The organism is Ellagibacter isourolithinifaciens (assembly GCF_008831035.1).
GTDB classification, from domain to species: Bacteria; Actinomycetota; Coriobacteriia; order Coriobacteriales; family Eggerthellaceae; genus Ellagibacter; species Ellagibacter isourolithinifaciens.
Genome location: NZ_WAJR01000009.1, coordinates 76,890 through 100,872 on the forward strand (window position 1 = coordinate 76,890; position 23,983 = coordinate 100,872).

22 protein-coding genes and 2 rRNA genes are annotated in these 23,983 nt (G+C 61.5%); 4 read left to right on the plus strand and 20 right to left on the minus strand.

The window, feature by feature from the left end; genetic code table 11:
• Nucleotides 1-194 precede the first annotated feature (194 nt).
• Nucleotides 195-1,058: a fumarate hydratase gene (locus F8C90_RS05255; RefSeq protein WP_158049407.1), complete on the plus strand. Its 864-nt coding sequence runs from the start codon at nt 195-197 to the stop codon at nt 1,056-1,058.
• 2 nt (nt 1,059-1,060) lie between these two features.
• On the plus strand, nt 1,061-1,615 hold the full coding sequence (locus F8C90_RS05260) for a FumA C-terminus/TtdB family hydratase beta subunit (protein WP_158049408.1): 555 nt from the start codon (nt 1,061-1,063) through the stop codon (nt 1,613-1,615).
• A 101-nt stretch (nt 1,616-1,716) separates the two neighbouring features.
• On the opposite strand, the gene F8C90_RS05265 is transcribed toward F8C90_RS05260, so the two are convergent.
• The 4 genes from F8C90_RS05265 to thyX all read right to left on the minus strand — a co-directional run bounded on the left by F8C90_RS05265 (nt 1,717) and on the right by thyX (nt 7,232).
• Nucleotides 1,717-2,382, minus strand: coding sequence for a TetR/AcrR family transcriptional regulator (locus F8C90_RS05265; RefSeq protein ID WP_158049409.1), 666 nt, complete (start codon nt 2,380-2,382; stop codon nt 1,717-1,719).
• A gap of 4 nt (nt 2,383-2,386) precedes the next feature.
• A complete protein-coding gene (locus F8C90_RS05270) occupies nt 2,387-4,975 on the minus strand; it encodes a DNA topoisomerase I (protein ID WP_158049410.1) in 2,589 nt (862 codons plus the stop codon).
• A 271-nt stretch (nt 4,976-5,246) separates the two neighbouring features.
• On the minus strand, nt 5,247-6,545 hold the full coding sequence (locus tag F8C90_RS05275; RefSeq protein WP_158049411.1) for a DUF1385 domain-containing protein: 1,299 nt from the start codon (nt 6,543-6,545) through the stop codon (nt 5,247-5,249).
• A 6-nt stretch (nt 6,546-6,551) separates the two neighbouring features.
• A complete protein-coding gene (thyX, locus tag F8C90_RS05280) occupies nt 6,552-7,232 on the minus strand; it encodes an FAD-dependent thymidylate synthase (protein WP_158049412.1) in 681 nt (226 codons plus the stop codon).
• Nucleotides 7,233-7,420: 188 nt separating this feature from the next.
• On the opposite strand from thyX, the gene F8C90_RS05285 reads away from it, so the two are divergent.
• Both F8C90_RS05285 and F8C90_RS05290 read left to right on the plus strand, forming a co-directional pair.
• Nucleotides 7,421-8,314: a class I SAM-dependent methyltransferase gene (locus F8C90_RS05285; RefSeq protein ID WP_158049413.1), complete on the plus strand. Its 894-nt coding sequence runs from the start codon at nt 7,421-7,423 to the stop codon at nt 8,312-8,314.
• A gap of 104 nt (nt 8,315-8,418) precedes the next feature.
• Nucleotides 8,419-8,844, plus strand: a complete 426-nt coding sequence (locus F8C90_RS05290) for a TOBE domain-containing protein (protein ID WP_158049414.1) — start codon at nt 8,419-8,421, stop codon at nt 8,842-8,844.
• 187 nt (nt 8,845-9,031) lie between these two features.
• On the opposite strand, the gene rpmE is transcribed toward F8C90_RS05290, so the two are convergent.
• The 16 genes from rpmE to F8C90_RS05370 all read right to left on the minus strand — a co-directional run.
• The gene (gene rpmE, locus F8C90_RS11365) at nt 9,032-9,499 is read right to left on the minus strand and encodes a 50S ribosomal protein L31 (RefSeq protein WP_158049415.1); all 468 of its coding nucleotides are present in this window, start codon (nt 9,497-9,499) and stop codon (nt 9,032-9,034) included.
• A gap of 224 nt (nt 9,500-9,723) precedes the next feature.
• Entirely contained in the window at nt 9,724-10,104 is a 381-nt protein-coding gene (locus F8C90_RS05300) for a desulfoferrodoxin family protein (protein WP_158049416.1), read from the minus strand.
• Nucleotides 10,105-10,209: 105 nt separating this feature from the next.
• Nucleotides 10,210-11,043 carry a prolipoprotein diacylglyceryl transferase gene (gene lgt, locus F8C90_RS05305; protein ID WP_158049417.1) on the minus strand — a complete coding sequence of 278 codons (834 nt, stop codon included), beginning with the start codon at nt 11,041-11,043 and terminating at the stop codon, nt 10,210-10,212.
• A gap of 4 nt (nt 11,044-11,047) precedes the next feature.
• Nucleotides 11,048-11,266 carry a UDP-N-acetylmuramoylalanyl-D-glutamate--2,6-diaminopimelate ligase gene (locus F8C90_RS05310; RefSeq protein ID WP_158049418.1) on the minus strand — a complete coding sequence of 73 codons (219 nt, stop codon included), beginning with the start codon at nt 11,264-11,266 and terminating at the stop codon, nt 11,048-11,050.
• 68 nt (nt 11,267-11,334) lie between these two features.
• Complete coding sequence (locus F8C90_RS05315) at nt 11,335-11,625, minus strand: hypothetical protein (protein WP_158049419.1); 291 nt, start codon at nt 11,623-11,625, stop codon at nt 11,335-11,337.
• 134 nt (nt 11,626-11,759) lie between these two features.
• A complete protein-coding gene (locus F8C90_RS05320; protein ID WP_158049420.1) occupies nt 11,760-11,999 on the minus strand; it encodes a NifU family protein in 240 nt (79 codons plus the stop codon).
• Nucleotides 12,000-12,107: 108 nt separating this feature from the next.
• Nucleotides 12,108-13,553 (minus strand): LCP family protein, encoded by a 1,446-nt coding sequence (locus tag F8C90_RS05325; RefSeq protein WP_170264555.1) that lies wholly within the window; start codon nt 13,551-13,553, stop codon nt 12,108-12,110.
• Nucleotides 13,554-13,622: 69 nt separating this feature from the next.
• Nucleotides 13,623-14,903, minus strand: coding sequence for a UDP-N-acetylglucosamine 1-carboxyvinyltransferase (murA, locus tag F8C90_RS05330; protein ID WP_158049422.1), 1,281 nt, complete (start codon nt 14,901-14,903; stop codon nt 13,623-13,625).
• Between the two features lie 185 nt (nt 14,904-15,088).
• Nucleotides 15,089-15,949, minus strand: a complete 861-nt coding sequence (gene tsf / locus F8C90_RS05335) for a translation elongation factor Ts (protein ID WP_158049423.1) — start codon at nt 15,947-15,949, stop codon at nt 15,089-15,091.
• 83 nt (nt 15,950-16,032) lie between these two features.
• A complete protein-coding gene (rpsB, locus tag F8C90_RS05340) occupies nt 16,033-16,800 on the minus strand; it encodes a 30S ribosomal protein S2 (RefSeq protein ID WP_246155794.1) in 768 nt (255 codons plus the stop codon).
• Between the two features lie 324 nt (nt 16,801-17,124).
• Nucleotides 17,125-19,152, minus strand: a complete 2,028-nt coding sequence (locus F8C90_RS05345) for a methionine--tRNA ligase (protein WP_158049424.1) — start codon at nt 19,150-19,152, stop codon at nt 17,125-17,127.
• Nucleotides 19,136-20,218 carry a signal peptide peptidase SppA gene (sppA, locus tag F8C90_RS05350; RefSeq protein ID WP_158049425.1) on the minus strand — a complete coding sequence of 361 codons (1,083 nt, stop codon included), beginning with the start codon at nt 20,216-20,218 and terminating at the stop codon, nt 19,136-19,138. Before sppA ends, F8C90_RS05345 begins: the two co-directional genes overlap by 17 nt.
• A gap of 132 nt (nt 20,219-20,350) precedes the next feature.
• A complete protein-coding gene (rho, locus tag F8C90_RS05355) occupies nt 20,351-22,393 on the minus strand; it encodes a transcription termination factor Rho (protein WP_158049426.1) in 2,043 nt (680 codons plus the stop codon).
• A 3-nt stretch (nt 22,394-22,396) separates the two neighbouring features.
• Entirely contained in the window at nt 22,397-23,083 is a 687-nt protein-coding gene (gene fsa / locus F8C90_RS05360) for a fructose-6-phosphate aldolase (RefSeq protein WP_158049427.1), read from the minus strand.
• Nucleotides 23,084-23,521: 438 nt separating this feature from the next.
• Nucleotides 23,522-23,636: ribosomal RNA gene (rrf, locus tag F8C90_RS05365) — 5S ribosomal RNA — on the minus strand.
• A gap of 118 nt (nt 23,637-23,754) precedes the next feature.
• A 23S ribosomal RNA gene (locus F8C90_RS05370) occupies nt 23,755-23,983 on the minus strand; the annotation flags it as partial.

A 23,983-nucleotide genomic window follows, 5' to 3' on the forward strand; every position in this document is an offset into this window, starting at 1 on the left:
CTATACAACCGTAAAAGTATACCGCTTCGGTGCCGCATCGCCGAATCCGCGCGGGCAAGCGCACAGGCAATCCATCGAGCGGGGCGGGGCCAACGCGGCGGAAGTCGCTCACCCTGCCGCTGTTCGAGGACCTACGCGAAAGACGGCAGCTCGTGCTACACTCAACGCATTTGCAAGACGAGAAGGGAAATCGAGTGGAGAACAATACTCTCACGGCGAAGCGCGTGGCGGACGCGGCCTACGACGCGATTCGCGCCGCTGCGGTCGGTCTGCGAGAAGACGTGCTCTGCGGCCTGGCTGCTGCACGCAAGATCGAGGAGCAGCCGCGCGCGCAATCAGTGCTCGACTGCCTGTTGGAGAATGCGCAGATCGCGCGCGAGGACGGCGTGCCCCTGTGCCAGGACACGGGAACCTGCTGGGTGAGGCTCGAAGTCGGCGAGGAGCTCTCCATCCCCGGCGATGTCCTCTCGCAGGTCGACGACGCGGTCGCGCGCGCCTACACCGACGGGCGTCTGCGCATGAGCGTCGTGCACGACGCGCTTTTCGACCGCGCGAACACAGGCGACAACACGCCTGCTTTCGCCGAGATCGCGACCCGGCCGGGGCACGGCGCGACGCTGCACGTTCTTTTGAAGGGCGGCGGGTCGGACAACGCCTCCCGCGTGGTCATGCTCGCCCCCGGCGCGGGAATCGAGGGCGTGAGAAACGTCGTGCTCGACTGCGTGCGCGAGAAGGCGGCCAACGCCTGCCCGCCGCTTATCGTGGGCGTGGGCGTGGGCGCCACCTTCGACAAGGTAGCGGGACTCGCCAAGCACGCGCTTTTGCGGGAAATCGGGAGCCCCGCCGCATCGCCTAAGCACGCTGCCTTCGAGCGCGAGCTGCTCGAGGCCATAAACGCGACAGGCATAGGCCCTGGGGCACTCGGGGGCAAGACCACGGCGCTCGCCGTGCACCTCGAGACGGCGCCTTGCCACATCGCGGCGCTCCCCGTTGCCGTCAACATGGGGTGCTCGGCTATGCGCAGCGTCTCGATCGACCTTGTGAGCTGGGAGGACTAACCATGAGCGAACCAATCCGCATGACCTTGCCGGCCAATCGGGAAAAGCTTGCCGAGCTGCGCATCGGGCAGGAGGTGCGCCTTACGGGGGCCGTGTTCACAAGCCGCGACGCAGGGCATGAGCGCATGCTCGCGGCCCTGCGGGAAACAGGCGAGCTCCCCTTCGGGCTCGCGGGCGAGACCATCTTCTACGCAGGCCCCACCCCGCCAGCCGCAGGCCGCCCACTCGGAAGCGTCGGCCCCACGACGGCAAGCCGCATGGACTTCGCGACGCCCGAGCTCATGGACGCGGGGCTTGCCGCCTGCATCGGCAAGGGAAAGCGCTCTCAAGCCGTCATCGACGCCTGCGTACGCAACCGCTGCGTCTACTTCGCAGCCGTCGGCGGCATAGCGGCGCTGCTCGCGAAGCATGTCACCGAAAGCGAAACCGTCGCTTGGGATGATTTAGGGACTGAGGCGCTGCGCCGCATCGAGCTTATCGACTTCCCCGTCTTCGTGGCCGTCGATTCCCAAGGCGGCGACCTCTATCGGGCAATCGAGTCGGGAGAGCAGCTGTAAAGCTCCCGCATCAGGGAAAACGCCCGGCTAAAGCCGCAAGGGCCCGGCGCTGCAGCATCACCGCTGCAGCGCCGGGCCCTCCTTTATCGCCTGAGCTTCCCCTACAGCCTGCGCGTGCTCGCTGCCAGGCCGCCCAGGATGAAGTTGTCGATCGCCGCCTGCGTGCGCGCCCACTCCTCAGGGCTCGCATTGATACAGCGGCGCACCGCGGAGAGGCACCCGCTCGACTGGAAGTACAAAAGATCGGCAAGCTCCCCCTCGCTTAGGTCGCAGATGCCCTGCATCGCGCGCAGATAGACGCCCTTTTGGCTCTCGACCATCTTGTCAAGGACGACGCGCGTGAGGCTCTCGTCCAAAAAGATGCCCGCGTAGTGCTTGTTTTCGCGCACGAACTGGCAAAACGGCATATCGCACCCAGAACATGCACCCGCCGTGCGTATCTCGCGCGACACGAGATGGCGGGCAAGCGAGCTCGATTGCGAGAAGGCGTCGTCGAGCACCTCGTCAAGCACCTCGGTCATGTTGCGGTAATGGCGGTAAAACGTGCCACGGCCGATTCCCGCGCGCTCGCACAAGTCGGTCACCTTAATGTCGGCGAGCGAGCTCGATTTCTTCAGTTCCAGAAACGCCTCTTTGATGAGGCCCTTCGTGAAAAGGATGCGGCGGTCGATCTTCGGTGCCGTCGCAGGCCGCACGCTAGCCCGAGACGGCGCGCCGGACTGCGTCCCCGAGCCGGCCTTCGCCCGCCCTTCTGTCATCTCCGGCATGGCGCTATTTCCCCGCCGACCCAGACGACGCCTTGCGGGTCGAGGGCTTCTTGGCCGCAGCCTTGCTCGTCGCCGCAGTCTTTTTCGCCGCAGTCTTTTTCGCGGCGGTCTTCTTCCCCTTCGACGCCGCCTTCTCGGAATCGTCTTGCTCCTTGCCCGGGCAGTCGAAGTTCGGGCAGAGCTTCCACGGGCCGCGAGCCGTCGTCACGATGACGAGCGGCGCTCCGCAATGCTCGCAAACCTCGTCGGTGGCCGTGAGCTTGCCGTACTGGGGCAGCGGATAGCCAACGCCGCACTCATCGTGGTTCTCGCAGCGGATGAAACGCTTGAGCGTGCGAGGATTTTTCTGCGCGATGAGCTTCGCCTGCTTGCCGGCGGCCTTGCACACCGGGCACTCGCCGACGACCACATCGGGCTCTTTGTTTGTCTCGCAGTTCGGGTCGATGCAGATGACGCGCGGCTTCGAGCGGAAGGCCGTCACCTTCACCTGGGGCATCCCGCACGTGGGGCACAGCTCCTCCATCGACTCGATCTTGCCCTTCGGGAGCGGGTAGGTCACATCGCAGTCGGGCCACCCAGCGCATCCGATGAACATCCCGCGCGTCTTCTGCGAGGCGCGAATCTGCAGGTCCTTGCCGCATTTGGGGCACTTGCCCACGTACGCGTCAGCGGCGACGGCGTCGGCAAGGGCGTCCTTGACTTCCTCGGAATGGGGCATGAGGCCGGCCAGCTGCTCGGAGAGCAGGTTACGGGAGTTCATGACCACATCGGCCTTGGTCTTCTGGCCTTCGGCGATGTTGTCCATCTCCGCTTCGAGTTCCGCCGTCATCTCCGAGTGGGTGATATGCGGCGCGAACTTGTCGAGCGCGTCGCACACCGCCATGCCAAGCTGCGAGGGCTCGATGGGGTCGTTCTGGATGTATTTCACCGTGTAGAGGCGCTCGATGATGCTGTGGCGCGTGGACTTCGTGCCGAGCCCGAGCTTTTCCATCTCCTGGATGAGCTTGCCCTGGCTGTAGCGGGCGGGCGGCTCGGTCTGCTTTTTCGTGCAGGTGGCGCCGTTGAAGGCGATCTGCTGGCCCTCGGCGAGCGCAGGCAGCTGCTCGTCTTTCTTCATGCCGTAGGGGTAGATGGCGCGATATCCCTCGTGCACGAGGACGTCGCCCTTCGCGGCAAAGTGCTCGCCTGAGATATCGAGCGTGACCTTGGTGCCCTCGACAACGGCGGCTTCGGAGAGCGTCGCCAAGAAGCGGCGGGCGATCAGGTTGTAGAGCTTGTATTCCGCAGGTGGCAAGTCGTCGGGCGTGACCATGGCCGTCGGGTAGATCGGCGGGTGGTCGGTCGTCTCCTTCTTGCCGCGGGTTGCCGTAAGCGGCCCCCTCGCGAGCAGTTCCTTGCAAAACGGCGCGTAAGCCGGGTTACCGGAGATGGTCTTCACGACCTCCTCCAAGTCGAGCGAACTCGGATACACCGTGTTATCGACGCGCGGATAGGAGATATAGCCGTCCATGTAGAGGCTCTCGGCGAGGCGCATCGTGCGTGCAGGGGAAAGGCCCTCCGCCGACGCCGCAGTCATGAGGCTTGTGGTGTTGAAGGGAACAGGCGGCTGCTGCTTGCGCGAGCGCTTCTCGATGGAGAGCACCTTCGCGCTTGTCGCCCCCTCGACGGCGGTCATGGCAGCCTTAGCCTGCGCCTCGTCCTTGAAGCGTGCCGTGGCATGGGGCGCCTCGAAAGCAAGCGCGCCCTCGCCTGCCGTGGGACCGGTCTTCTCGGCGGCGTCGAAGGCTCCCTTGATCACCCAGTAGTCCTCAGGAACAAACGCCAGGCGCTCACGCTCGCGCGCCACGATGAGGGCGAGCGTCGGCGTCTGCACGCGGCCCGACGAGCGCACGTTGCCGTAGCCCGCGAACTTCACGAGGGTGAGATAACGCGTGAGCACCGCGCCCCAGATAAGGTCGATATCCTGACGCGACGCGCCGGCGGACGCCAGGTTGACGTCGAGTTCCACGAGGTTGGAGAACGCGTGGGTAATTTCCTCCTTCGTGAAGGCGGAGTAGCGGGCACGCGAGACGGGGGCGGTAGGGTTCACTTCCTGGATGCACGAGAGCGCATCGGAGCCGATGAGCTCGCCCTCGCGGTCGAAGTCCGTCGCAATCACGATGGAGTCCGCCTTCTTGGCGAGGTTCTTTAAGCTGCGGATGATTTCCTTTTCCTTAGGAAGCTTCTCGATTGGCGCGTAGACCAGGTACGGCAGCGCGTCCATCTTCCACCCTTTGAGCTCCACGCCGTCTTCGGTGAAGGGCTTTTTCTTCTTGAAGGGGGGCTTAGCCAAGCTTGCGGGCACGTCGGCGGGCACGGTCTCGCCCTCGACGGTCACGCCTTGCCAACCGCCGCGCTTCTTATATACCAGGTTGGGAGTGAAGTCGGGCTCCAAGATATGCCCGCGCAGACCGATGGTCACCCACTCCTCGCCGTCCACCTCAAACCGGTAGATCGGCGTCGAATACACCTTGTCGGCTTTCGGCTTGCTCGCACCCAAAAGGCTCGCGATCTTGGTTGCCGCGTCGTTTTTCTCCGTTACGACCAGTTTCACATGGTCCTCCTTGCCCCCAGAGCGCCTGCCGCGCGCCGGAAATCGTTCACACGATTACCCCGATTCGTCAGTTTTACGTGTGCGGGGACTCTCCTACCCTATCGCGCGCAGCGTCCAAACGTTGCGCATAACGCGCTTTAGCATACACGATTTGGAAGCGCTGGGCCAAAAAAGGTTCACGAAACGGGGTTTTCATCTCGAGAACCTGAGAGGCGAGCCTGGGGGTGTTCCTATCGCGAGGGCGACGCGGAAGGCGACGGCGCCCTGGGTCCTATGCCGTCTGTGCTGCCTGCGTCGTCTGTTCCGCCTGCGCTGCCTTCCCCGTTTCTGCCTCCTCGCGGTCGAGCACGAGCTTCATGGCGGCGATGGCGCACTCAAGCATGCCGTCGTCGGGCTCGTTCGTGGTGAGGTACTGCATCTGCATGCCAGGCCAAAGCACCACCTTCACAAGCGGGTTGTCCGGATGCGAGCCCGCCCACCTGACCGTGATCTCATAGGACACGCCCGCGATCACCGGCATGAGCACGATACGCGACAAGATGACAAGCGCAAGCTTCGGCGCACCATCGGGCACGCCCCATGCGGCGATGAGCGCGTTTAGAGGCACCACCGTGTACACGAAGATGGCGATAATCATGACCATGATGAGGAATGCGGTTCCGCAGCGCACGTGCAGGCGCGGGAAGCTGCGCGCGTTCTCGGGCGTGAGCGGCAAGCCGTGCTCGTAGCAGTGGATGGTCTTGTGCTCTGCGCCGTGGTAGCCGAACATGCGCTTGATCTCCGACATGCGCCCGATGAGCCAGATATAGAAGACGAACACGGCAACGCGCAGCACGCCGTCGACGATGTTCCACAGAAGCGTGTTGCCGTCGTACTCGCCCACGATGAGGTTCGTGATGAAGGCGGGCGCCACGATGAAGAGCACGATGCCGAGCGCAAGCCCGCAAACCATCGAGATGGCCATCTCCTTCTTGCCGAACTCGGACTCAGGCTCCTTCGCGCTTGGGATATTGCGAGCATCCTTGCTATTTGCGGCAGGCTCAGGAGCGCCGCCCTCGGCTTCTCCCACCACCTCAAGCGAGCTTTGCGCGCCGAGTGCGTCGATCACGGTATCGGGGCGTCCGAAGTCGTCCCTCCAGGAGAACTCAAGCTCGGATTCCTGGCGCGTGGGCTGCTCGCAGGCGGCCTCATGCTCCGGCCCCTGCTCGCAAGCGGCCTCGCACGCAGTTCCAGACACAGGCTTTTCTTCCGCCTTCTCTTCCCCCTCGTCCTCTTCCGCATAGGCGTGAAGGGTCGCAATCTCTAACGCCTTGAAGCCCAAGACGAGCGACTCGACCAGAGCACGGCATCCGCGCACGAGCGGCCAGTACAGCCAGCCGTTCTTCTCCTTCCCGCTCGCCAGGTCGTGTTCTTCGGTGTACACGGCGCCGGAGGGCTCGCGCACGGCGACCGACCAGTTGTACTTTCCGCGCATCATGATGCCTTCAAGCAGTGCCTGCCCGCCGACGTGGGTCTTGCGCGCGCCGTCTTCCGAGAACGCGCGGGAGAGATCGCTTTTCTCGCGAGTCACTTTCCGCTAGCTCCTTTTCACACGAGGATACGGGTTTTTGCAGCTCATCTTGCCTTCAGGACATGTGCCCGAAACACAAGGGGCACCGGCGTCGGCGAAGACGAACGGCGCGGTGGGACGGGCGAGCTCGAGCATGCGGTGCGCCATGTCGCGAATTTCCCACTGGGCGCGGTTGCAACAACGCAGCTTGAAGAAATGCAGCAGCTCGCGAACGTTCATGGTGATGACGATCTTGCTCTCCGCAGCGTTCGGCAAGAGATAGCGGGCGTCCTCAGCGGGCACGCCCGCGTCGAGCAGCTTCTCATACGCGCTGACGGCGGCGGCGATGGCATCGTCGAAGAGAGCCTTCCGCTCGGGGTCGGAGGCGATGGTGTCGGGCGTGACCACATCAACGCCGTCCTTGAACTTCACGTAGCGCTGGCTTTGCTGGTTGAAGCTCGCGATGCGGTGACGCACGAGTTGATGGGTGAGCGCGCGGGAGACGCCGTCGACGGCGAAGGTGTAGCTCGCGTGCTCGAGCGTGGAAAAATGCCCGCTCTCCATGATGGTCGTAAGCACGCTGCGAATGCGCTCCTCAGGCATCGTTTCCATAAGCTCGGCCGCCCCCACCGGCGCATAGCACAACCGCGCCGCAGTGGCGATCGCACGCTCGGGGTCGGGCGTATGGTACAAAAGCTCAACATGCATAGAGAGCTCCCCCCTCTTCCTTGGTATCGTTCGCGGTTCTTCGCTTCCCGATGGCGGCAAGCCGCAGTTTTTAAGACCGTCTTCGCCCACCATCGGCCATTGTCCGCTAACATGATAGGCAAACGCGCGCATCGGGTCGCCCCCGATTCGCCCCAATGCGAAAAACTCCCCGAGAAAGGCAGCTTCCCATGACAGAGAGCTTCACTCCCCTGCTCACCACCACCGACTGGAACGCCGAATGGATGCAGCTGCAAAAAGCGCGGCGACACCGCGACAGCGCGGTCTACTGGAACGAGCGGGCGAAGACCTTCACGTCCAAAGACTACCCCAATCCCTACGTGAACTCGTTTCTTGAGCGCGCAGGAGTCGCTCCCGAGGAAAGCGTATTCGACATGGGCTGCGGGACGGGCGCTCTCGCCCTGCCGCTCGGGGAAGCGGGGCATGCTGTCACGGCCGCCGACTTCTCGGAAGGGATGCTTTCCATCCTTCGCGGGGAACTTGAGGCACGTGGGATCAAAAGCGTGCATTGCGAGCAGATGAGCTGGGAAGACGACTGGGAGGAACACGGCATCGCCCCGAAATCTCACGACGTGTGCACCGCATCGCGCTCGATTGCCGTCGACGATATGCGCGCCGCGCTCTTAAAGCTCACCATGGTCGCCCGTCGCCGCGTGTGCATCACGTTGCCGACAGGCGCCTCCCCGCGAACCGACGACCACGTGATCGAGGCACTCGGCCTCGCCTCCCGCGTCGGCCGCGACCACCTCTACGCCGTGAACATCCTCTCAAGCATGGGATTCGAGCCCGAACTGACCTATATCAAGAGCTCCCGGCACGACACGTTCGAGACCTTCGACGACGCGCTGCGCAAGTACGACGACATGGTGCGCAAAGCGTGTGCCCTCCTACCAGAGACGCGCACGCAGATCGCGCTCTCGAAGCTCAAACCCTGGCTCGAGGCGCAAATCGTCGAGAACGAGGACGCCGGCAAGCCTGGAGAGAGGGGGATTCCGCAAGGAGCGCTGCGTCTTCGCGAGCCGAGAACCATTACCTGGGCTTTCATCGCCTGGAACGTCGATTAGATAGCTTGACGTGCACAGTTGTGCGCTCTGGGGGCTTTGCCTATACTTGACGGGAGAAAGCCTCTATGCGGGGAACAACCGATACAAACAGCGAACGGGGAACTATGCGCATTTCAGCACGAAACGTCTTGAAGGGCACGATTACCGACGTCGAGATTGGTGCCGTGAGCGGAGTCGTCTCAATCAAGGTCGGCGAGACGGCCCTCACCTCTATTATCACCATGGAGGCCATTCACGATCTCGGCCTTAAGAAGGGCATGCCGGCATATGCCGTCATAAAGGCAAGCCATGTCATGTTCGCGCGCGGAGATGAGCCCCTCAACAACCTGTCGGCCCGAAATCAGCTCGTCGGCACCGTGACCACGGTTCGCCCGGGAAAGACAGACGGGCGCGTGTCCCTCACGCTCGCAGACGGCAACATCATCACCGGCTCGGTCTTCAACGACATGATCGGGGAGCTCGGCCTGGAAGTTGGCAACAAAGCGGTCGCCATCGTGAAGTCCACCGATCTCATGATTGGCGTCGACTAACGCTGGCGACCCTGCCCTGTAGTCAGCGGCAGGCTCCGGCCCCGCGGCCTGCCCTTTTGCGGTTCGGCACTTGCGGCTTGCTTCCGGCTCTCCCGCGCGGCGATGGCCTGCCGAGACTTTGTCTTTCGGCAAAAGAAAAAGCCCGAACAGCTGAGCTGTTCGGGCTTGCTTTTTCCCAGGGGAAAAGCTATTCGGCTGCAGGAGCCTCGACCTCGAGAGCGGCCTCAGCCTCGGCGTCGGCAGCAGCCTCTTCGGCAGAGCCCTCAGCCTCGGCGGTAGCAGCAGCCTCAGCAGCGCGGGCAGCTTCCTCTTCAGCCTTCTTGGCGTACTCTTCAGCACGCTTGGCCTTCTCGGCAGCCTTCTTCTCGCGCTCGGCCTTCTTGGCAGCCTCTGCCTCGGCGACGGCGGCAGCGCGCTTGGCCTTCTTGGCAGCCTCGCGCTCGGCAACCATGTCCTTCGCGGAGCCGAACTTGTCGGCAAAGCGCTGGACGCGTCCGCCGGTGTCGATGAACTTCTGCTGGCCCGTGAAGAACGGGTGGCAGGCGTTGCAGATGTCAACGCGCAGCTCGGACTTGGTGGAGCGGGTCGTGAACGTGTTGCCGCAGGTGCACTTGACGGTGCACTCGACGTAATCCGGATGGATTCCTTGCTTCATGTTGGTTCTCCTTTACCATGCCTTGGTTTCCGACCAAGGCGAGACAAGCTTTTTTATGATACCACAGCGTATTGACATTGCAATAAGAAACGGGCGGCGAATCGCATCGATTCACCGCCCGTACAGAAGTCAAGCGCCCGTCTCGACCACACAGCTGCAACGTCGAGAGAAAAATGCGGCGGCGCAAAGGGCGAGGCGCGCCCGAGACGCTCCCGACAGCGGGCCTAGACCTCGGCGACCCACAGACCGTGCAGGTTGCAGTACTCGTAAACCTTGATCGCACGATCGCCCTCGGCGATAGCAAAGTCGGCTTCCGGCTTGTCGGCACTCGTCAGCTCTGCGATCTGATAGCCCTTCTCGGTGACCAGGCAGACGAACGCGATGAGGTGCTCGTCAGTCATCGGGTGGGCCACGCTGCCGACCTCGACGTGAACGGCATTGCCCGAAACGCTCACGACGGGAACGTGCTTCTCAACCGCCGCATCAGTGGAATTCGCGACCAGCTCGCTCATCTTCTCGCCGCAGCAGGAAAGTGGGACCTTCTTGTCGAAGGGCTTCACGGCAACGTTGCCGCAGTGGTTGCATTTATAGAACGTGACGTCCATAACGTATCCCTTTCTCGTCTGTACCTCGCGCGTCCCCATCCGGGAAGCGCGTGGCTACTGCAAACAAGGCTCCTCTCGTGTCATAGCCTTGCTCTGCTGCATATGTTACTCGCTTTGTTTCAATTCTGGAAGTCCTTGTTGAGACTTTTTCGCAATAAGTGCATAAAGCAGCACGCCGATGCCGACCGCGATGAGCGGAGTCGAGAGCACCTGCCCCATCGTGAGCCAACCGCCCCACAGGTATCCAAGCTGCACGTCAGGCTCGCGCACGAACTCGATGGCGAAGCGGAAGCACCCATACATGATGAGGAATACGCCGAGGAAAGTCCCCTGGGCGCGCGGCGGACGCTTGCGCGAAAGCGCGAACAGCACAAGGAAGATGACAATGCCCTCAAGCACTGCCTCATAAAGCTGGGAAGGGTGGCGGGGCATCATTCCCGCCTGCCCCCCGAACACGACGCCCCATGCGACATCGGTCGGCGCGCCCCACAGTTCGCCGTTCACGAAGTTGGCGCAGCGCCCGAAGAACAGCCCGATAGGAGCCCCGATGCAACCGAGGTCAGCCAGCGTGAGGTACGGAATGTGCGTAAAATGCGCGGCGACGATTCCCGAGAGCAGCGCGCCGATGAGCCCGCCGTGAAAGCTCATGCCCCCCTTCGAGAGTGCGAAGATGTCGGCAGGGTGCTGCAGGTAGTAGCCGTCTCCGTAGAACAGGACGTACCCTAAACGCCCGCCCACGATGACGCCCACGACGACGCACAGCATGATGGTGATGAGCGCATCCGAGTCGACGCGCACCCGCCAGCGCTTCGCCGTGCTCATGAGCACGAGAGCGGCACAGATAAATCCGAGCACGTATGCGATACCGTACCAGCGCACAGAAAAAGGCCCGACCGAGAACGCGATCGGGTCGAGGCTTTGATAGATTTCGTTGAGCAAGGAGCTAGTCCCTTCCCATTCCAGCGCCCACTTCGATGGCGGCGAAGCGAACTTCCTCGCGCAGGGCCAAAGGAATCGTCTGGACCGACGAGACGGACGCGCCGCATCGGGGGCATGTGACCGTGAACATCGCGACATCGCTGCGAAGGACCATCATGGAGTCGTAGCGGCATACGTCCAGGTCGCTTTGTCCGCACGTGGGACAGCTCAGCGTTCGAACCACAGCTCTCGCCTCCTCATCGCAGTCGGTCGTGTTTGCTTCATTGTAGCAGTGTTTGGGCGCAAGGCGTCCTACAGGATGAATCGATTGCGCGCGCCGAGCTTGTGCTCCTGGCGCGGGCACTCCTCGATGCTCGGGCCGTGCGTCAGGAAGAACGTGCAGAAATGGCACACTTCCTTCACCGCCGCGTCGTAGCCCAAATCGGGATTGAGCAGCAGCTCGAAATCGTCGCAGACCTCGTGCGTCGGACGATGACATGCAGCGTAATGGCAGTCGGCAGGGCACGGCTCGCCCGGCGTGTTGTGAGGGCAGCGCTCCTGCATCTCGTCATCGCAGCCCCGCATCTCCCAGCAATGAGACACCTTCTCCTCCTTCACCGGCATCGCCGTCCCGGCAACCGCGCGACAGGACGCGCGACCTCTGTCCTGAACAGCTTGCCCGAAATAAAGAGAAGGACGGGATATTCCCGCCCTTCTCGCGTCTCACAAGTAGTCGACTAGTATCCCTCGTGGTACGGCACGACGCGCTCGACGCCCGGCACGCGTTCCTTCAAGATGCGCTCGACGCCGTTGGCAAGCGTCATCTCGGACATCGGGCAGCCCTTGCAAGCGCCCTGAAGCTCAACCGTGACGATGCCGTCTTCGCTGACGTCGATCAGCTTCACGTCGCCGCCGTCCGCCTGAAGGCTCGGTCGGATAAGCTCCAAAACCGCGGCCACATCGGTCTTCTCAACCATCGTTGCTCCTTCTCGAGTACTGGATGTTTCTCTTGATTCGCTATAGTACCACAAGCCGCCGCCCCAACGTCGCGCGCACGCGAGGCGCAAGGTCAGTGCAACTTGTCGCTACTGAATCGGCTGCCAATCCTTACCGATCACCACAAGGACGTTCGCGTCGAAAGTATAGTAGTCGCCGCCGTTGACGACGCGTCCACCGTCGATCGTCTTCACGATGGTGTTCGCCGCCGCCTTGTACGCCTCGTCGCGGTAAATCACGAGCGTCTCGTTGTAGATACCGGCATCGGTGACGTTGCCGATAGTCCCGATGGTGAATCCCGCGTTGCCGAGGATCTCGCCCATCTTCGCCCCGACGCCGGTGATGCCGCCGCCGTTGCGGATCTCAACCTTGATGCCAGTGGGATCGCTCACCGTCTCCGCCTCTTCGACGGCGTTCGGATCGGCTCCGGCATCAACGCTTTCCATAACCGTCTTCCATTGAGAATCGGAAGCCTTGAACAGCGCTGTTCCGTCCTGTTCGCTTTCGCTACCCGGCACATATGCCGTGTATACCGTCGCCTCGCCTAAGGGGCGAAACGCGTTCGCCAAATCGATCACCTGCGAAGACGACAGATCGGTCCGCACGTTGCCCGCAATTCCGTCGAGCTCGGTGGCGAAGTCGAGCCCGCCCGCCTCGAGCAGACGCAGCGCCATCGCATAGGCGAAGGATGTGCGCACCGAGGCTTGCGTCTCGGATGACTTCGCGTAATTGCTTGCGCGAAGTGCGACGAGCGAGCTTTCGGCATCGAGGACCTGCTCCCCCGCCTCAAGGTAAATGCTGCCCGCATACGGGTCGTCGACGGATTCGGGAAGCGTCATGCCGATGCCGCCCACCAAATCGACGAGCGAGCGGATGCCCTCCTCGTTCGTCTTCACGAGATGGGATATGCCCACTCCCGCAAAGGACGAGACAGCCTTCACGAGTGCCTCGTCACCGCCTATCCCATAGGCGTCGTAGAGCGGATGGGTTTTGCCGTCCGAGAGGCTTACGGCAAGGTTGCCGGGGATGGAGACGAGCGTGAGCGTCCGCGTGGACTCATCCACGCGCGCAAGGATGTAGGTCTCGCTCGACACATTGGAGCCTCCCTTAGGGGAGCCGAGGTTCGCCGCGGCGAGAACGTAGTAGGGCGACCCTTCCTTGGCGGCGGTAAGCGCGCTGCTCGCATTCGAATGCTCAAGTGACAGCTTCGAGTTCGATGCGTTGAAAAAGACAGTGACACCGACGCCAACCGCAACCGCGATGATGACGATCACCGAGATGACACCTACAGCGGCGCGTCGCATCCCGCTTTTGCGCTGGGCGCTCTGGATATAGCCGCGCTTGCTCACGCGACGGGAATAGGCGCGATAGTTCTCGCCCGATGCGGTCTGGGGGGTCACATGATCGACGATGCCGCGCGCGGCACGACGCTTCTTGCGATCGCTTGAGAACCCGACCGACGAGGCGTTCATCCCGCGCGAATGGCGCGGAGTGCCGCCCTTCGCCACATGCGTGCCGATGGTGTGGGACGTCATTTTGCGGGAGGTATGTTTCGATTGCGAGGCGCTAAAGCCCTTCTTCTTGCCGAACATCGCGATGGGCGCCTAGATGCTCTCGTCGACGTTGAGCCGGGACACGTCTGCGCCAAGCCCGCGCAGCTTGCCGACGTAGTCCTCATACCCTCGATCGATGTGGTAGATATGGCTGACGCGCGTCTCGCCCTCGGCGACGATGCCGGCGAGCACAAGAGCGGCTCCCGCGCGAAGGTCAGTCGCTTTTACAGGCGCACCCTGCAGAAGCTCGACCCCGCGGACGAGCGCATGATGATCCTCGATGGTGATGTCGGCGCCCATGCGCGAGAGCTCGGCGGCGAACATGAAACGGTTCTCGAAAACGTTCTCCGTGATGACTGAAGGCCCTTCGGCGAGCGACGCCAGCAACATAAACTGCGCCTGCAGATCGGTCGGGAACCCAGGATGCGGAAGCGTTTGGATGTCGACCGCGCGAAGGGGTTCGGTGCGCGAGACGGTAATGAAATCTTTGCCGGTGATGATTTTGCACCCCATGGCCTCGAGCTTCATGAGCGCCATGCGCAGAAACGATGGGTCAATCCCCCTGACCGTGACCGGACCGCCGGTAAGCGCGCCTCCGACAAGGAACGTTCCCGCCTCGATGCGGTCGCCCACCACGGTATGCTCGCACGGCCCCAGATCGTCAAGGGAGACACCGTGTACCTCGATGGTGGAGCTGCCTGCACCTTCGATATGGGCGCCCATGCTCGAGAGCATGTTCGCCAAGTCGACAATCTCGGGCTCGCGCGCCGCGTTCTCGATGAACGTCGTCCCGTTCGCCACCACGGCCGCCATGAGCGTGTTCTCCGTTGCGCCGACGCTCGGGAACTCGAGCATCACGTGGGCGCCATGCAGGCCGTTCGGCGTCGTCGCGTGAAGGACACCGTGGGCGTTGTCGAAGTGGACGCCTAACGCCTCGAGCCCGACGAGGTGCATGTCAATCTTGCGCGCGCCGATTTGGCAGCCGCCCGGCATAGCGACACGGGCTTCACCGAAGCGCCCGATGAGCGGCCCGAGGACGGAAATGCTTGCGCGCATCTTCGAGACGAGTTTGTAAGGAGCCTCGTATTTATCGACGGTGGACGTGTCGACGGACAGCGAATGGTCGGCGCCGCGTTCGACATCGGCACCGAGATGAGCAAGGACTTCGGACATGATCTCGATATCGGAAATGCGCGGCACGTTGTGGAGCACCGTCTTGCCCCGTCCGAGAATTGCTGCGGCGATAAGTTTCAACGCCGAGTTCTTCGCTCCGGATACGCGGACTTCCCCCTCGAGCACCCCGTTGCCCGAAACGATGATTTCCTCTTCCATGAAAGGACACCTTCTATCACGATGCACGGAAAGGCGGCCCCGGGGGCCGAGCCGTGCAATATCAACATTCCTGTCCATCCATTATAAAAAGCGAAGGCCCGCACAGAGCGAGCCTTCACAAGTAAAGCGTTTGGTTGCAGCGCAGGGGCGAAAACCCACCGATACGCCGGGAAAAAGCGAGTCGTCTATTCGCCGAGCATGAAGCGCTTGAAGCCGGTCACCTTGATGGTGCCGCCGAGCTTCTTGGCGACCTCGTTGACGTAGTCGGTGACGTTCTGGTCCGGGTTCTTGACGAAAGCCTGCTCAGTGAGGCAGCTCTCCTTGTAGAACTTCTCGAGACGGCCAGTGGCAATCTTCTCCTGGATGTTCTCGGGCTTGCCGGACTCGGCAGCCTGAGCCTTGTAGATCTCCATCTCGTGCGCGACGACCTCGGCAGGGACGGACTCACGGGTTGCGGAAACCGGGGAAGCGGCAGCAACCTGCATAGCGACGTCGCGGCCACAGTGCTGGAACTCGTCGGAAGCGGGGTCGATGCCCTCGACATCGAACGTCACGAGGACGCCGATCTTGCCGCCACCATGAATGTAGGAGGCGACGCCGCCAGCCTCGACGACAGCAGCGCGAGCGAGGTTCATGTTCTCGCCGAGCGTGTGGATGGCATCGGTGAGCACGTCCTCGACGGTCTCGCCCTCGGCGTCGACAGCCTTCAGAGCCTCAACGTCCTCGACGTTGGCAGCCATAGCGGCGCGGGCGATCTTCTCAGCGTAGCCCTTGAACTTCTCGTTCATGCCGACGAAGTCGGTCTCGCAGTTGAGCTCGACGACAGCGCCCTTGGTCGCGTCGTCGGAAACGATGGCCATAACGGTGCCCTCGTTGGTGGCACGGCCGACCTTCTTGGCAGCAGCGGCCAGACCACGGGTACGAAGAACGTCAACGGCCTTGTCCATATCGCCATCGGCCTCGACGAGCGCCTTCTTGCACTCCATCATGCCGGCGTCGGTCATTTCGCGGAGCTCTTTGACCATTGCAGCGGTAATTGCAGCCACGGATGTTCCTTTCTCTCAAGTGAAAGTGAATGAAAAGACCGCGCGCCCTCTATCGAGCGCGCGGCTGGAGCTAAACGTTCGTGCTATTCAGCAGCAGGAGCTTCCTCAGCGGGAGCAGCCTCGGCAGGAGCGGCCTCCATCTCGGCAGCGGTCACGGGAGCACCCGTACCGGCGATGACGGCGTCAGCCACGAAGTCGGCGAGCAGGCGCACGGAGCGGATGGCGTCGTCGTTGGCCGGGATGCCGAACTCGACGTCGTCCGGATCGCAGTTGGTGTCGAGCGTGCCGATGACGGGGATACCGAGACGCTTGCACTCGTGGATGGCGATGCCCTCGCGGTTGGTGTCGATCACGAAGACGGCGTCGGGCGTGCGCTTCATGTTGCGGATGCCGTTGAGGTTGGCCTGCAGCTTAGCGAGCTCCTTGTGCAGCAGGATCTGCTCCTTCTTGGGAAGCGATGCCATGCGGCCGTCGGTGTCCATGGCCTCGAGCTCCTCCATGCGGGCAACGCGGGAGCGGATGGTCTGGAAGTTGGTGAGCATGCCGCCGAGCCAACGAGCGTTCACATACGGCATGCCGCAGCGGTTCGCAGCATCGGCGATGGGCTCCTGAGCCTGCTTCTTGGTGCCGACGAACAGCACGGTGCCGCCCTTCTTGGCGGTTTCGGAAGCGAAGGTGTAGGCCTGATCGAGGCCGATGAGGGTCTGCTTGAGGTCGATGATGTAGATGTCACCGCGATGGCCGAAGATGTAGGGCTTCATCTTGGGGTTCCAGCGGCGGGTCTGATGACCGAAGTGCGCGCCTGCATCGAGCAGCGACTGAATGCTGACTTTCGTCATGTTCTTCTCCATTCGTTAATCCTCTGCCTGCGGTCATCCCCAACTACCGCAGCCTTTTCCGGTTGGCCACTGGCGGCGTGGGTCGCGCAAGCATGTGTAATATAGAAACCGTTGAATTATAACGCTCTTCCATATGCGTCTGCAAGAGCAAATAGAAGTTTTCTTTTCGAGGAAGAGGGAGGGAAACGGGAAACGGGACGGCTGAACAGAAGAAACAGAAGATGCTGCGCTTAGTTACAATTGCCGCAGAATGCCCAGATCAAAAGAAAATGCGGGCGGAAAGGCGCGCTTTCCCACCCGCATCACAATACACGACCACAATCGCGCAGACACCCGCTACTTCTTCTTGATCTGGCTTTCGTGCTTCTCGAAGAAATCAAAACGCGGCGGAAGCTCGCGGACGCGATGCGCCCCCTCGTCGAGCTCGGCAGCACCGCACAGCTCGCCCATTCCCTCGAAGTCGTAGTTCCAGCTGAAAAACTCATCGGCGTCGAAGTTCATCTGCATGCAGATCTTCTCGCAGCCGAACGGAACGATCGGGTGCATGAGCAGCGTGCAGACGCGCAGGAGATAGAACGAGTCCGCGAGCACCTGCCGGCGCGCGTCGGCATCGCCGGAAAGCTCAGCCTCCCTGATGCCGTCAGTCCAATACTTGTTTGAATAGCGGATGAACTCGTCCATGAGCGACATCACCGTATGCAGCTCGACCTTGCGCATGAGCCCGTCATAGGTATGCAGCGCTTTCTGCGCGCGCGCAACGACCTCCTCGCTAATCGAGCAAAGCGGCATCATACCTTCGAAGTTTTTCTGCGCCTCATAGAAGCAACTGCGTGCCAATCGGTTGAACACGTTGGTGAGAAGCGTTCCCTCTTTGAGCGCCGGGTCGGCCACACGCGGATCGGTGCGCTTCGACTCGTCGGGGTCGAACGGTTTAGGCTTGAACCCAACTGACTTCTGATCAAGCCCGAGCGCGAGGAAATGCGCGCGCAGCTGCTCAGGAGTGTAGTAATCGAGCAGCTCATCAGCCGAAGGCGGCTTCACAGCACCCGACGACGACGCCTTCTTATTTCCGAGCAGCAGGTGGTGATTTGCAATGAGCGTCGTCTGGCGCAGGGCAGGCGACTCTTTGCCCCCGAAGAAGTTCCCGGGCTTGAGCGCCTCCCACATCGCCGGCTGAGCGACACCGTAGAAGTAGAGGTTGTCCTGTCCGATGAACTGGAACACCTCCGCATCATCTGAGCACCACCACTCCTGCCAGCTCGAGCGCGGAAGGCCGAGCTCGTCGTTTACTGCCATGGTGAACGAAATCGGCGCCCACAGCGACTCCGGCCAGCACCACACGGTAAGCCCCTCGACGCCCTCGACGACCGGCGCCTTCACGCCCCACTCGATGTTGCCGGTGATGCGGAACGGAACGAGCGTCTTTCCCGTGCGGAAGCGGATGTTCGCTTGCGCAAGCAAAGGCCGCGCCGCATCTCTGTCCTCGATAGACGAGAACTCGAGCTCGAAGCTCTGCTTGCCCTTCTCCGCCGGACGAAAGACGTGCTTCGGCAGGTCGGCCGCAATCGCCCGATATGCCTCCTCGGCCTCGTTCTTCACATAGACGACCGGCGGCGCGAGGAACTCCTCGATCGTCTGCGGGACGACATCGCGGATCGTAGGATCGGCCTTGAGCGCCTCGACGTGCTTTTTCAGAAACTCGGAGAAGGCGGGCAGGTCGAAATACCAGTTCTCGACGGGGCGCATCTCGGGCACGGTTCCCGTGACCGACGACTTCGGCGCGATGAGGTCGACCGGGTCGTACTGATGGCCCAAATCGCACTCGTCCGCGTAAGCGTGCTCAGACTTGCACCCCTGGACTGGGCAGTGCCCCACCACCTGGCGACCGTTCAGAAACGTCTGCGCCTCGGTGTCGTAGAACTGAAGCGTCGATTCTTTGCGGAGGAAACCGTTCTCGTGGAGCTTCTCGATGAATGCCTCGGAGACATGCTGATGGACCTCGCCAGCGTGGCCGATTCCCGAGCCATCGTAAATCGAGAGGCTAATACCGTACGAGCGCAGCGTGTTCGCCTGACGCTCGTGGTTGCGCATCACGTAGTCGGAGATGTTCCCGTCGAACTCCCCCGCCTCGACGAGCTTTCGATAGCCCTCGTTGATCGGGGAGCCGAAGCAGTCGGTTCCCGAGACGAATCGGACGTTATCCTTGCCGATGCGGTCCCGCAAGAAGCGCGCGAACGCGTCTGCCGGGACGAACACGCCTCCGACGTGCCCGAAATGCAGCGGCTTGTTGCCGTATGGCATGCCCGCGGTGACGACCGCGCGTGCAGGCCATTCCACCGGGTTCTCGTTAGTGCTGTGAGCCATTGCCGTTAAGCTCCTTCAATCTTTCAATCAAATCTTCGTTCGACATCTTGCTGCTCGAAAGCAGTCCGACGAGATCAGACAAATCGTCGGACTCGGGCTCGAGGCTCACCACCGCATAGGTGCGCATGCCAGCAAGCTCCGCCGCCTTCGCGATGGCATCTTCCCTTGTGCCGATCTCGTCAGCAAGGCCGTTTTGAATCGCGTCGATGCCAGTATAGGTAAGACCCGTGGCAAGCTCGCGAACACGCTCGATCGGAAGCGAGCGACCCGACGCGACGGTCTCCATAAACGTCTCGTTAACAGTGTCGACCATGGCCTGGTAGTACGCGCGCTCCTCTTCGGTGAGCGGGCGGGTCCCATAGCTCGAATCCTTGCTTTCGGCAGAAGTGATGTTCTCAACCGAGATACCGAGCTTGTCGAGCAGACCCGAAAGGTCAGTCACCTGCATGGCGGTTCCGATTGCACCAATTGCTGTGGTCTTCGCGGTGAAGATGTAGTCGGCCTGGGACGAGATCTCGTAGGCTGCGGAAGCGTTCACCGAAGCGCTCGAGACCACAACCGGCTTCGAAAAGTCGTTGACATAGCTGGCCATCTCCTCGCCCGCAGTCGCCGTGCCACCGCCCGAGTTGACGCGCAGAACGACCGCCTTGATGTGAGGGTTGTTCTCAGCGCGATCGAGCTGAGCTTTCAATCCCTCGGGGCTTGCCGTGGAACCGTCGTAGTCGATCGTCCCGTCGATGGTGATCACGCCGACGGCATCCTCGGAAAGCGAATCGACCGCACTTTGCGAACCCGCCCCGAACATCGAGGAGCTCGCCCCAGCCATCACGCTCGTGCACGAGGCAAGCGCTGCAAACAGAAAGGCGAACAGCAGCACCACTGCAACAAGCGCAACGATCCAACCGCGGCTTTTCTTCTGCGGTTGCACCGGCGCAGCGTACGGCGGCGCGTACGACGGCTGCTGCCAATAGGCCTGGTTGCCAGGTTGCGGCTGATAGGCGCCGTAAGGAGCATTGGCATTGTTGGAAACGCCGCTCGCTCGAGAGTTTTCAGGCTGGTTGTCCATCTTCCCTCCTAATCGTCCTGACTCCATACTACCTTATGAAAAAACGCGCCGGACGAACATGCCCGGCGCGTCTACCGATAAAGCAAAATCCTCGGCGCTTCGCGAAATCTAGGGGTGCCGCAGACAATTGCGCTACAGCTCGAAGCCGTCTTCGACCTTCCCATGAGCAGATTGTGCCTTTTTCGCCGTACGCAAGAGGAACTCTTGGTTCGTCTCGGTGCGCTTAAGCGACTTGATCAGCATATCCATCGCTCGTTCAGTATTGTTCATATTCGAGAGGATACGACGAACTGCCCAAATGAGCGGGGCTTCTTGCGGATCAAGCAGCAAATCTTCCTTGCGGGTGCCGCTCGTTACTGGATCGATCGCCGGGAAGATCCTGCGATCGGCGAGGTTGCGGTCGAGCTTGAGCTCCATGTTGCCCGTTCCCTTGAACTCCTCGAAAATGACCTCGTCCATCTTCGATCCGGTATCGATGAGAGCAGAGGCGAGGATGGTCAAGCTGCCGCCGCCTTCGATATTGCGCGCCGCGCCCAAGAAGCGTTTGGGCGGATAGAGCGCCGTCGAATCGACGCCACCCGAGAGGATGCGCCCGGAAGCGGGCTGCGCAAGGTTGTACGCACGGGCAAGTCGCGTGATGGAGTCGAGCAGGATAACGACATCTTCACCCATTTCCACCAGACGCTTCGCACGCTCGATAACGAGCTCCGACACGGCGATATGATTCTCGCACGGCATGTCGAAGGTCGAGGAAACCACCTCGCCGCGAACCGAGCGCTCCATATCGGTAACCTCTTCGGGACGCTCGTCGACGAGCAGGCACATGAGGTGAACCTCGGGGTTATTCGCCGTGATGGAGGCCGCGATATCCTTCAGGATGGTCGTCTTGCCCGCCTTCGGAGGCGACACGATAAGACCGCGCTGGCCTTTGCCGATCGGCGCCGCAAGATCGATCACGCGGGCGGTGATCGTGCTCTTGCCGTGCTCCATAATCAGGCGCTCATCAGGATAAACGGGAGTCAAGTCAGAGAACTTAGGACGCTTTGACCCCTCTTCAGGAGCCTTCCCGTTAATCGAGATAAGCTTCTGGATCGCAGCGAACTTCTCGTTCTCGCGCGCAGGGCGCGTCTGGCCGTATATCATGTCGCCCTTGCGCAAACCGTTGCGACGAATCATGGAAAGACCCACATATGCATCCGTCTCGCTGGGAAGGTATCCCTGCGTGCGCAGGAAACCATACCCATCGGGCATGATGTCGAGAATGCCGGAGACCTCGATGAATCCTTCGGCTTTCACGCTCGCCTCATACACTGCATCGACGAGCTCCGCCTTCTTAAGGCCCGTCACGTCCAGTTCGAGCTCGGCGGCCTTCGCCCTCAGCTCGGCAACCTTGAGCGCGGCAAGTTCCTCGCGGTTCACGCTCGGAGTGATCTCACGGTTCTGCTGATTGCGGCCACGGCGCTGCTTGCGGTCGTTGCCGTGCTTTTGCTGGTACTGCTTCTGATTGTTGTTGCGATCTTTGTTGTAACCGGAATGATTCTTTCCGGATTGCTTCTGCTCGTTTGAGGAATTCTGCTCTCCGCGAGAGCGACGCACGTGAACGGTAGTCTTCGACGGAGATGACGAATCTTTATGAGAAGCATTGGAAGAGGACGCCTCTGAAACCTGATCGTTATTTCGCTCGTCAGACTTGCTAGCCTCCCCAGTGCGAGCTTCAGAAGCATCCGCATCCGATGCGCGCTCAGCGCTCCTGCGAGACGTCGTCTTACGTGCAGCGGGCTTGGCCGCTTTCGATTCGCCGTCAGCAGGAGCCTCCCCCGCCTTGGTTTCAGCCGCCCGCACAGGCGCTCCCTTGGATGAGCCTTCCACATCAACGGAAACAGGGTTCTTTCGCGGACGACCAGGTCGGCGCTTGGGTTTCTCTTCCGCAGGGGCCTCGGAAGCCGATTGAGCCGCAGCCTTGGCAGCCTCAGAGACAACAGGCGTTTTGCGAGGACGCCCAGGGCCGCGCTTCGGTTTGGCTTCCGCAGGTGCCTCGGCAGCTTCAGCCTTCACCTTCCGCGGGCGACCAGGTCCGCGCTTCACGGGGGAAGCGGAGGTCGTATTATCAGCAGTCTTCTTCGGGGCTTCGGAAGCTTCAGCTGCTTTGGTCTCCGCCACTTCGTTATCGCTCATAATTTATGCCTGCTGCACTTTCTCCCAGTCCTTGAGGAAGGAATCGAGACCACGATCGGTCAGAGGGTGCTGCACCATCTTCTTCAGAACGCCGAAGGGAACGGTCGCGATGTCGGCGCCCATGAGAGCAGCCTGCGTAACATGATTCGCAGAGCGAATCGAAGCAGCAATGATCTCAACCTGCTCTCCATTGACCGTGTTAGCAGTGAAATCGTAGTTGTTGATTGCCGTCACAATATTAGCAACCTGCTCAAGACCGTCTTCAGAGATATCGTCGAACCGACCGATGAACGGACTGATGTAGCGAGCGCCGGCACGAGCAGCCAAAAGTGCCTGCGGGACGCTGAAGCAAAGCGTCATGTTGACGGGAATGCCCTCGGCCGCAAGGGTGTGGGTTGCAGCAAGGCCCTCGACCATAGTGGGAACCTTCACAACGACGTTCGGCGCGATATCGGCAAGCTCACGACCATCAGCGATAATCTCGTCGCGCTTCATAGCTACAGATTCAGCCGAGACAGGGCAATCCGGGCCAACAATGTCGCAGATGCGCTTGATGTGGTTGTGGAAGTCGTCAAGCTTCCCACCGATGCGTGCATAAAGCGACGGGTTCGTCGTGACGCCGGCAAGGGCGCCCCAACTTGCAGCCTCCTCGATTTCCGCAAGGTCTGCGGTGTCAAGAAAGAACTTCACGGGTCCTCCTCAAATAGGGTAACAAGATATGAGAATGTGCTGAGCGCACAATAATCACCGAAGAAAAAGAGAGTAACAATCGATCACAAAAAGAATCGCGACGCAAAAGAGCATCAAACAGGGCTTATCCTAGCGCAATATGCCGAAACCTTCAAGAAAAGATTAGCAAGCAAGCCTTAAATCAGCGATTCAAACAAAAATTTCACGCAGGTGAGAGAGGCAAAAAGGTTATCAAGCAGAAAGCAAACGGCTTATCGCAGGTAAAACAAAAGAGAAGATTCAGCGCGCAACAAAGGAAAGAACTCGCCCCGGCTGCAGGAAACCCGCCTGGAGTGCCGAGGTGCGCTCGCGGCGTTGCCATGGCAAAAATGAAAGGGGGCCGCGGCCGGGTCCCCCCGGGCCGCAGCCCCCCTGCGCAGACAGAAAAAGCGCCGCCCATGAGCGGAACGCCCTATCCTCCCACGGACTTGCTCCGCAGTACTTTCGGCGAGGAGGGGCTTAACTTCCGAGTTCGGAATGGGATCGGGTGATCCCCCTCTCTACGGTTCCGCTCATGGGGGGCGCTCCCCCCGCGAGGCTCTATGTGAAAGTGCCTCTTCCAGGGCGCCCGCGGCGACCCTGGCGGCTGCATGCGCGCTCCATGCCTCGATTCCGATACCCGCACTTTGCTGGTGAAGAAGAGCTCGGGCTATCAGCACCGCTCGCCTGAGCGCCTCGCGGCGCTTGCAGCTGCGGCCTGTCGACCGGGTGTTCTACCCGGGCCCTTACCAAAGAGGGAGCTCATCTCGGAGCCGGCTTCCCGCTTAGATGCTTTCAGCGGTTATCCGTTCCGGGCGTAGCTAGGCGGCGGTGCCGTTGGTCGACAACCGCTCCACCAGAGGCCCGTCCGCCCCGGTCCTC

Bases quoted from the DNA above. Each gene is read 5' to 3' on its own strand.
- rho (WP_158049426.1), bottom strand. From the start codon at position 22,393: ATGAGCGATAACGAAGTGGCGGAGACCAAAGCAGCTGAAGCTTCCGAA.
- F8C90_RS05325 (WP_170264555.1), bottom strand. From the start codon at position 13,553: ATGACGTCCCACACCATCGGCACGCATGTGGCGAAGGGCGGCACTCCG.
- murA (WP_158049422.1), bottom strand. From the start codon at position 14,903: ATGGAAGAGGAAATCATCGTTTCGGGCAACGGGGTGCTCGAGGGGGAA.
- F8C90_RS05260 (WP_158049408.1), top strand. From the start codon at position 1,061: ATGAGCGAACCAATCCGCATGACCTTGCCGGCCAATCGGGAAAAGCTT.
- thyX (WP_158049412.1), bottom strand. From the start codon at position 7,232: ATGCATGTTGAGCTTTTGTACCATACGCCCGACCCCGAGCGTGCGATC.
- F8C90_RS05285 (WP_158049413.1), top strand. From the start codon at position 7,421: ATGACAGAGAGCTTCACTCCCCTGCTCACCACCACCGACTGGAACGCC.
- sppA (WP_158049425.1), bottom strand. From the start codon at position 20,218: ATGGACAACCAGCCTGAAAACTCTCGAGCGAGCGGCGTTTCCAACAAT.
- F8C90_RS05290 (WP_158049414.1), top strand. From the start codon at position 8,419: ATGCGCATTTCAGCACGAAACGTCTTGAAGGGCACGATTACCGACGTC.
- F8C90_RS05300 (WP_158049416.1), bottom strand. From the start codon at position 10,104: ATGGACGTCACGTTCTATAAATGCAACCACTGCGGCAACGTTGCCGTG.
- F8C90_RS05345 (WP_158049424.1), bottom strand. From the start codon at position 19,152: ATGGCTCACAGCACTAACGAGAACCCGGTGGAATGGCCTGCACGCGCG.
- F8C90_RS05265 (WP_158049409.1), bottom strand. From the start codon at position 2,382: ATGCCGGAGATGACAGAAGGGCGGGCGAAGGCCGGCTCGGGGACGCAG.
- rpmE (WP_158049415.1), bottom strand. From the start codon at position 9,499: ATGAAGCAAGGAATCCATCCGGATTACGTCGAGTGCACCGTCAAGTGC.
- F8C90_RS05320 (WP_158049420.1), bottom strand. From the start codon at position 11,999: ATGGTTGAGAAGACCGATGTGGCCGCGGTTTTGGAGCTTATCCGACCG.
- rpsB (WP_246155794.1), bottom strand. From the start codon at position 16,800: ATGGAGAAGAACATGACGAAAGTCAGCATTCAGTCGCTGCTCGATGCA.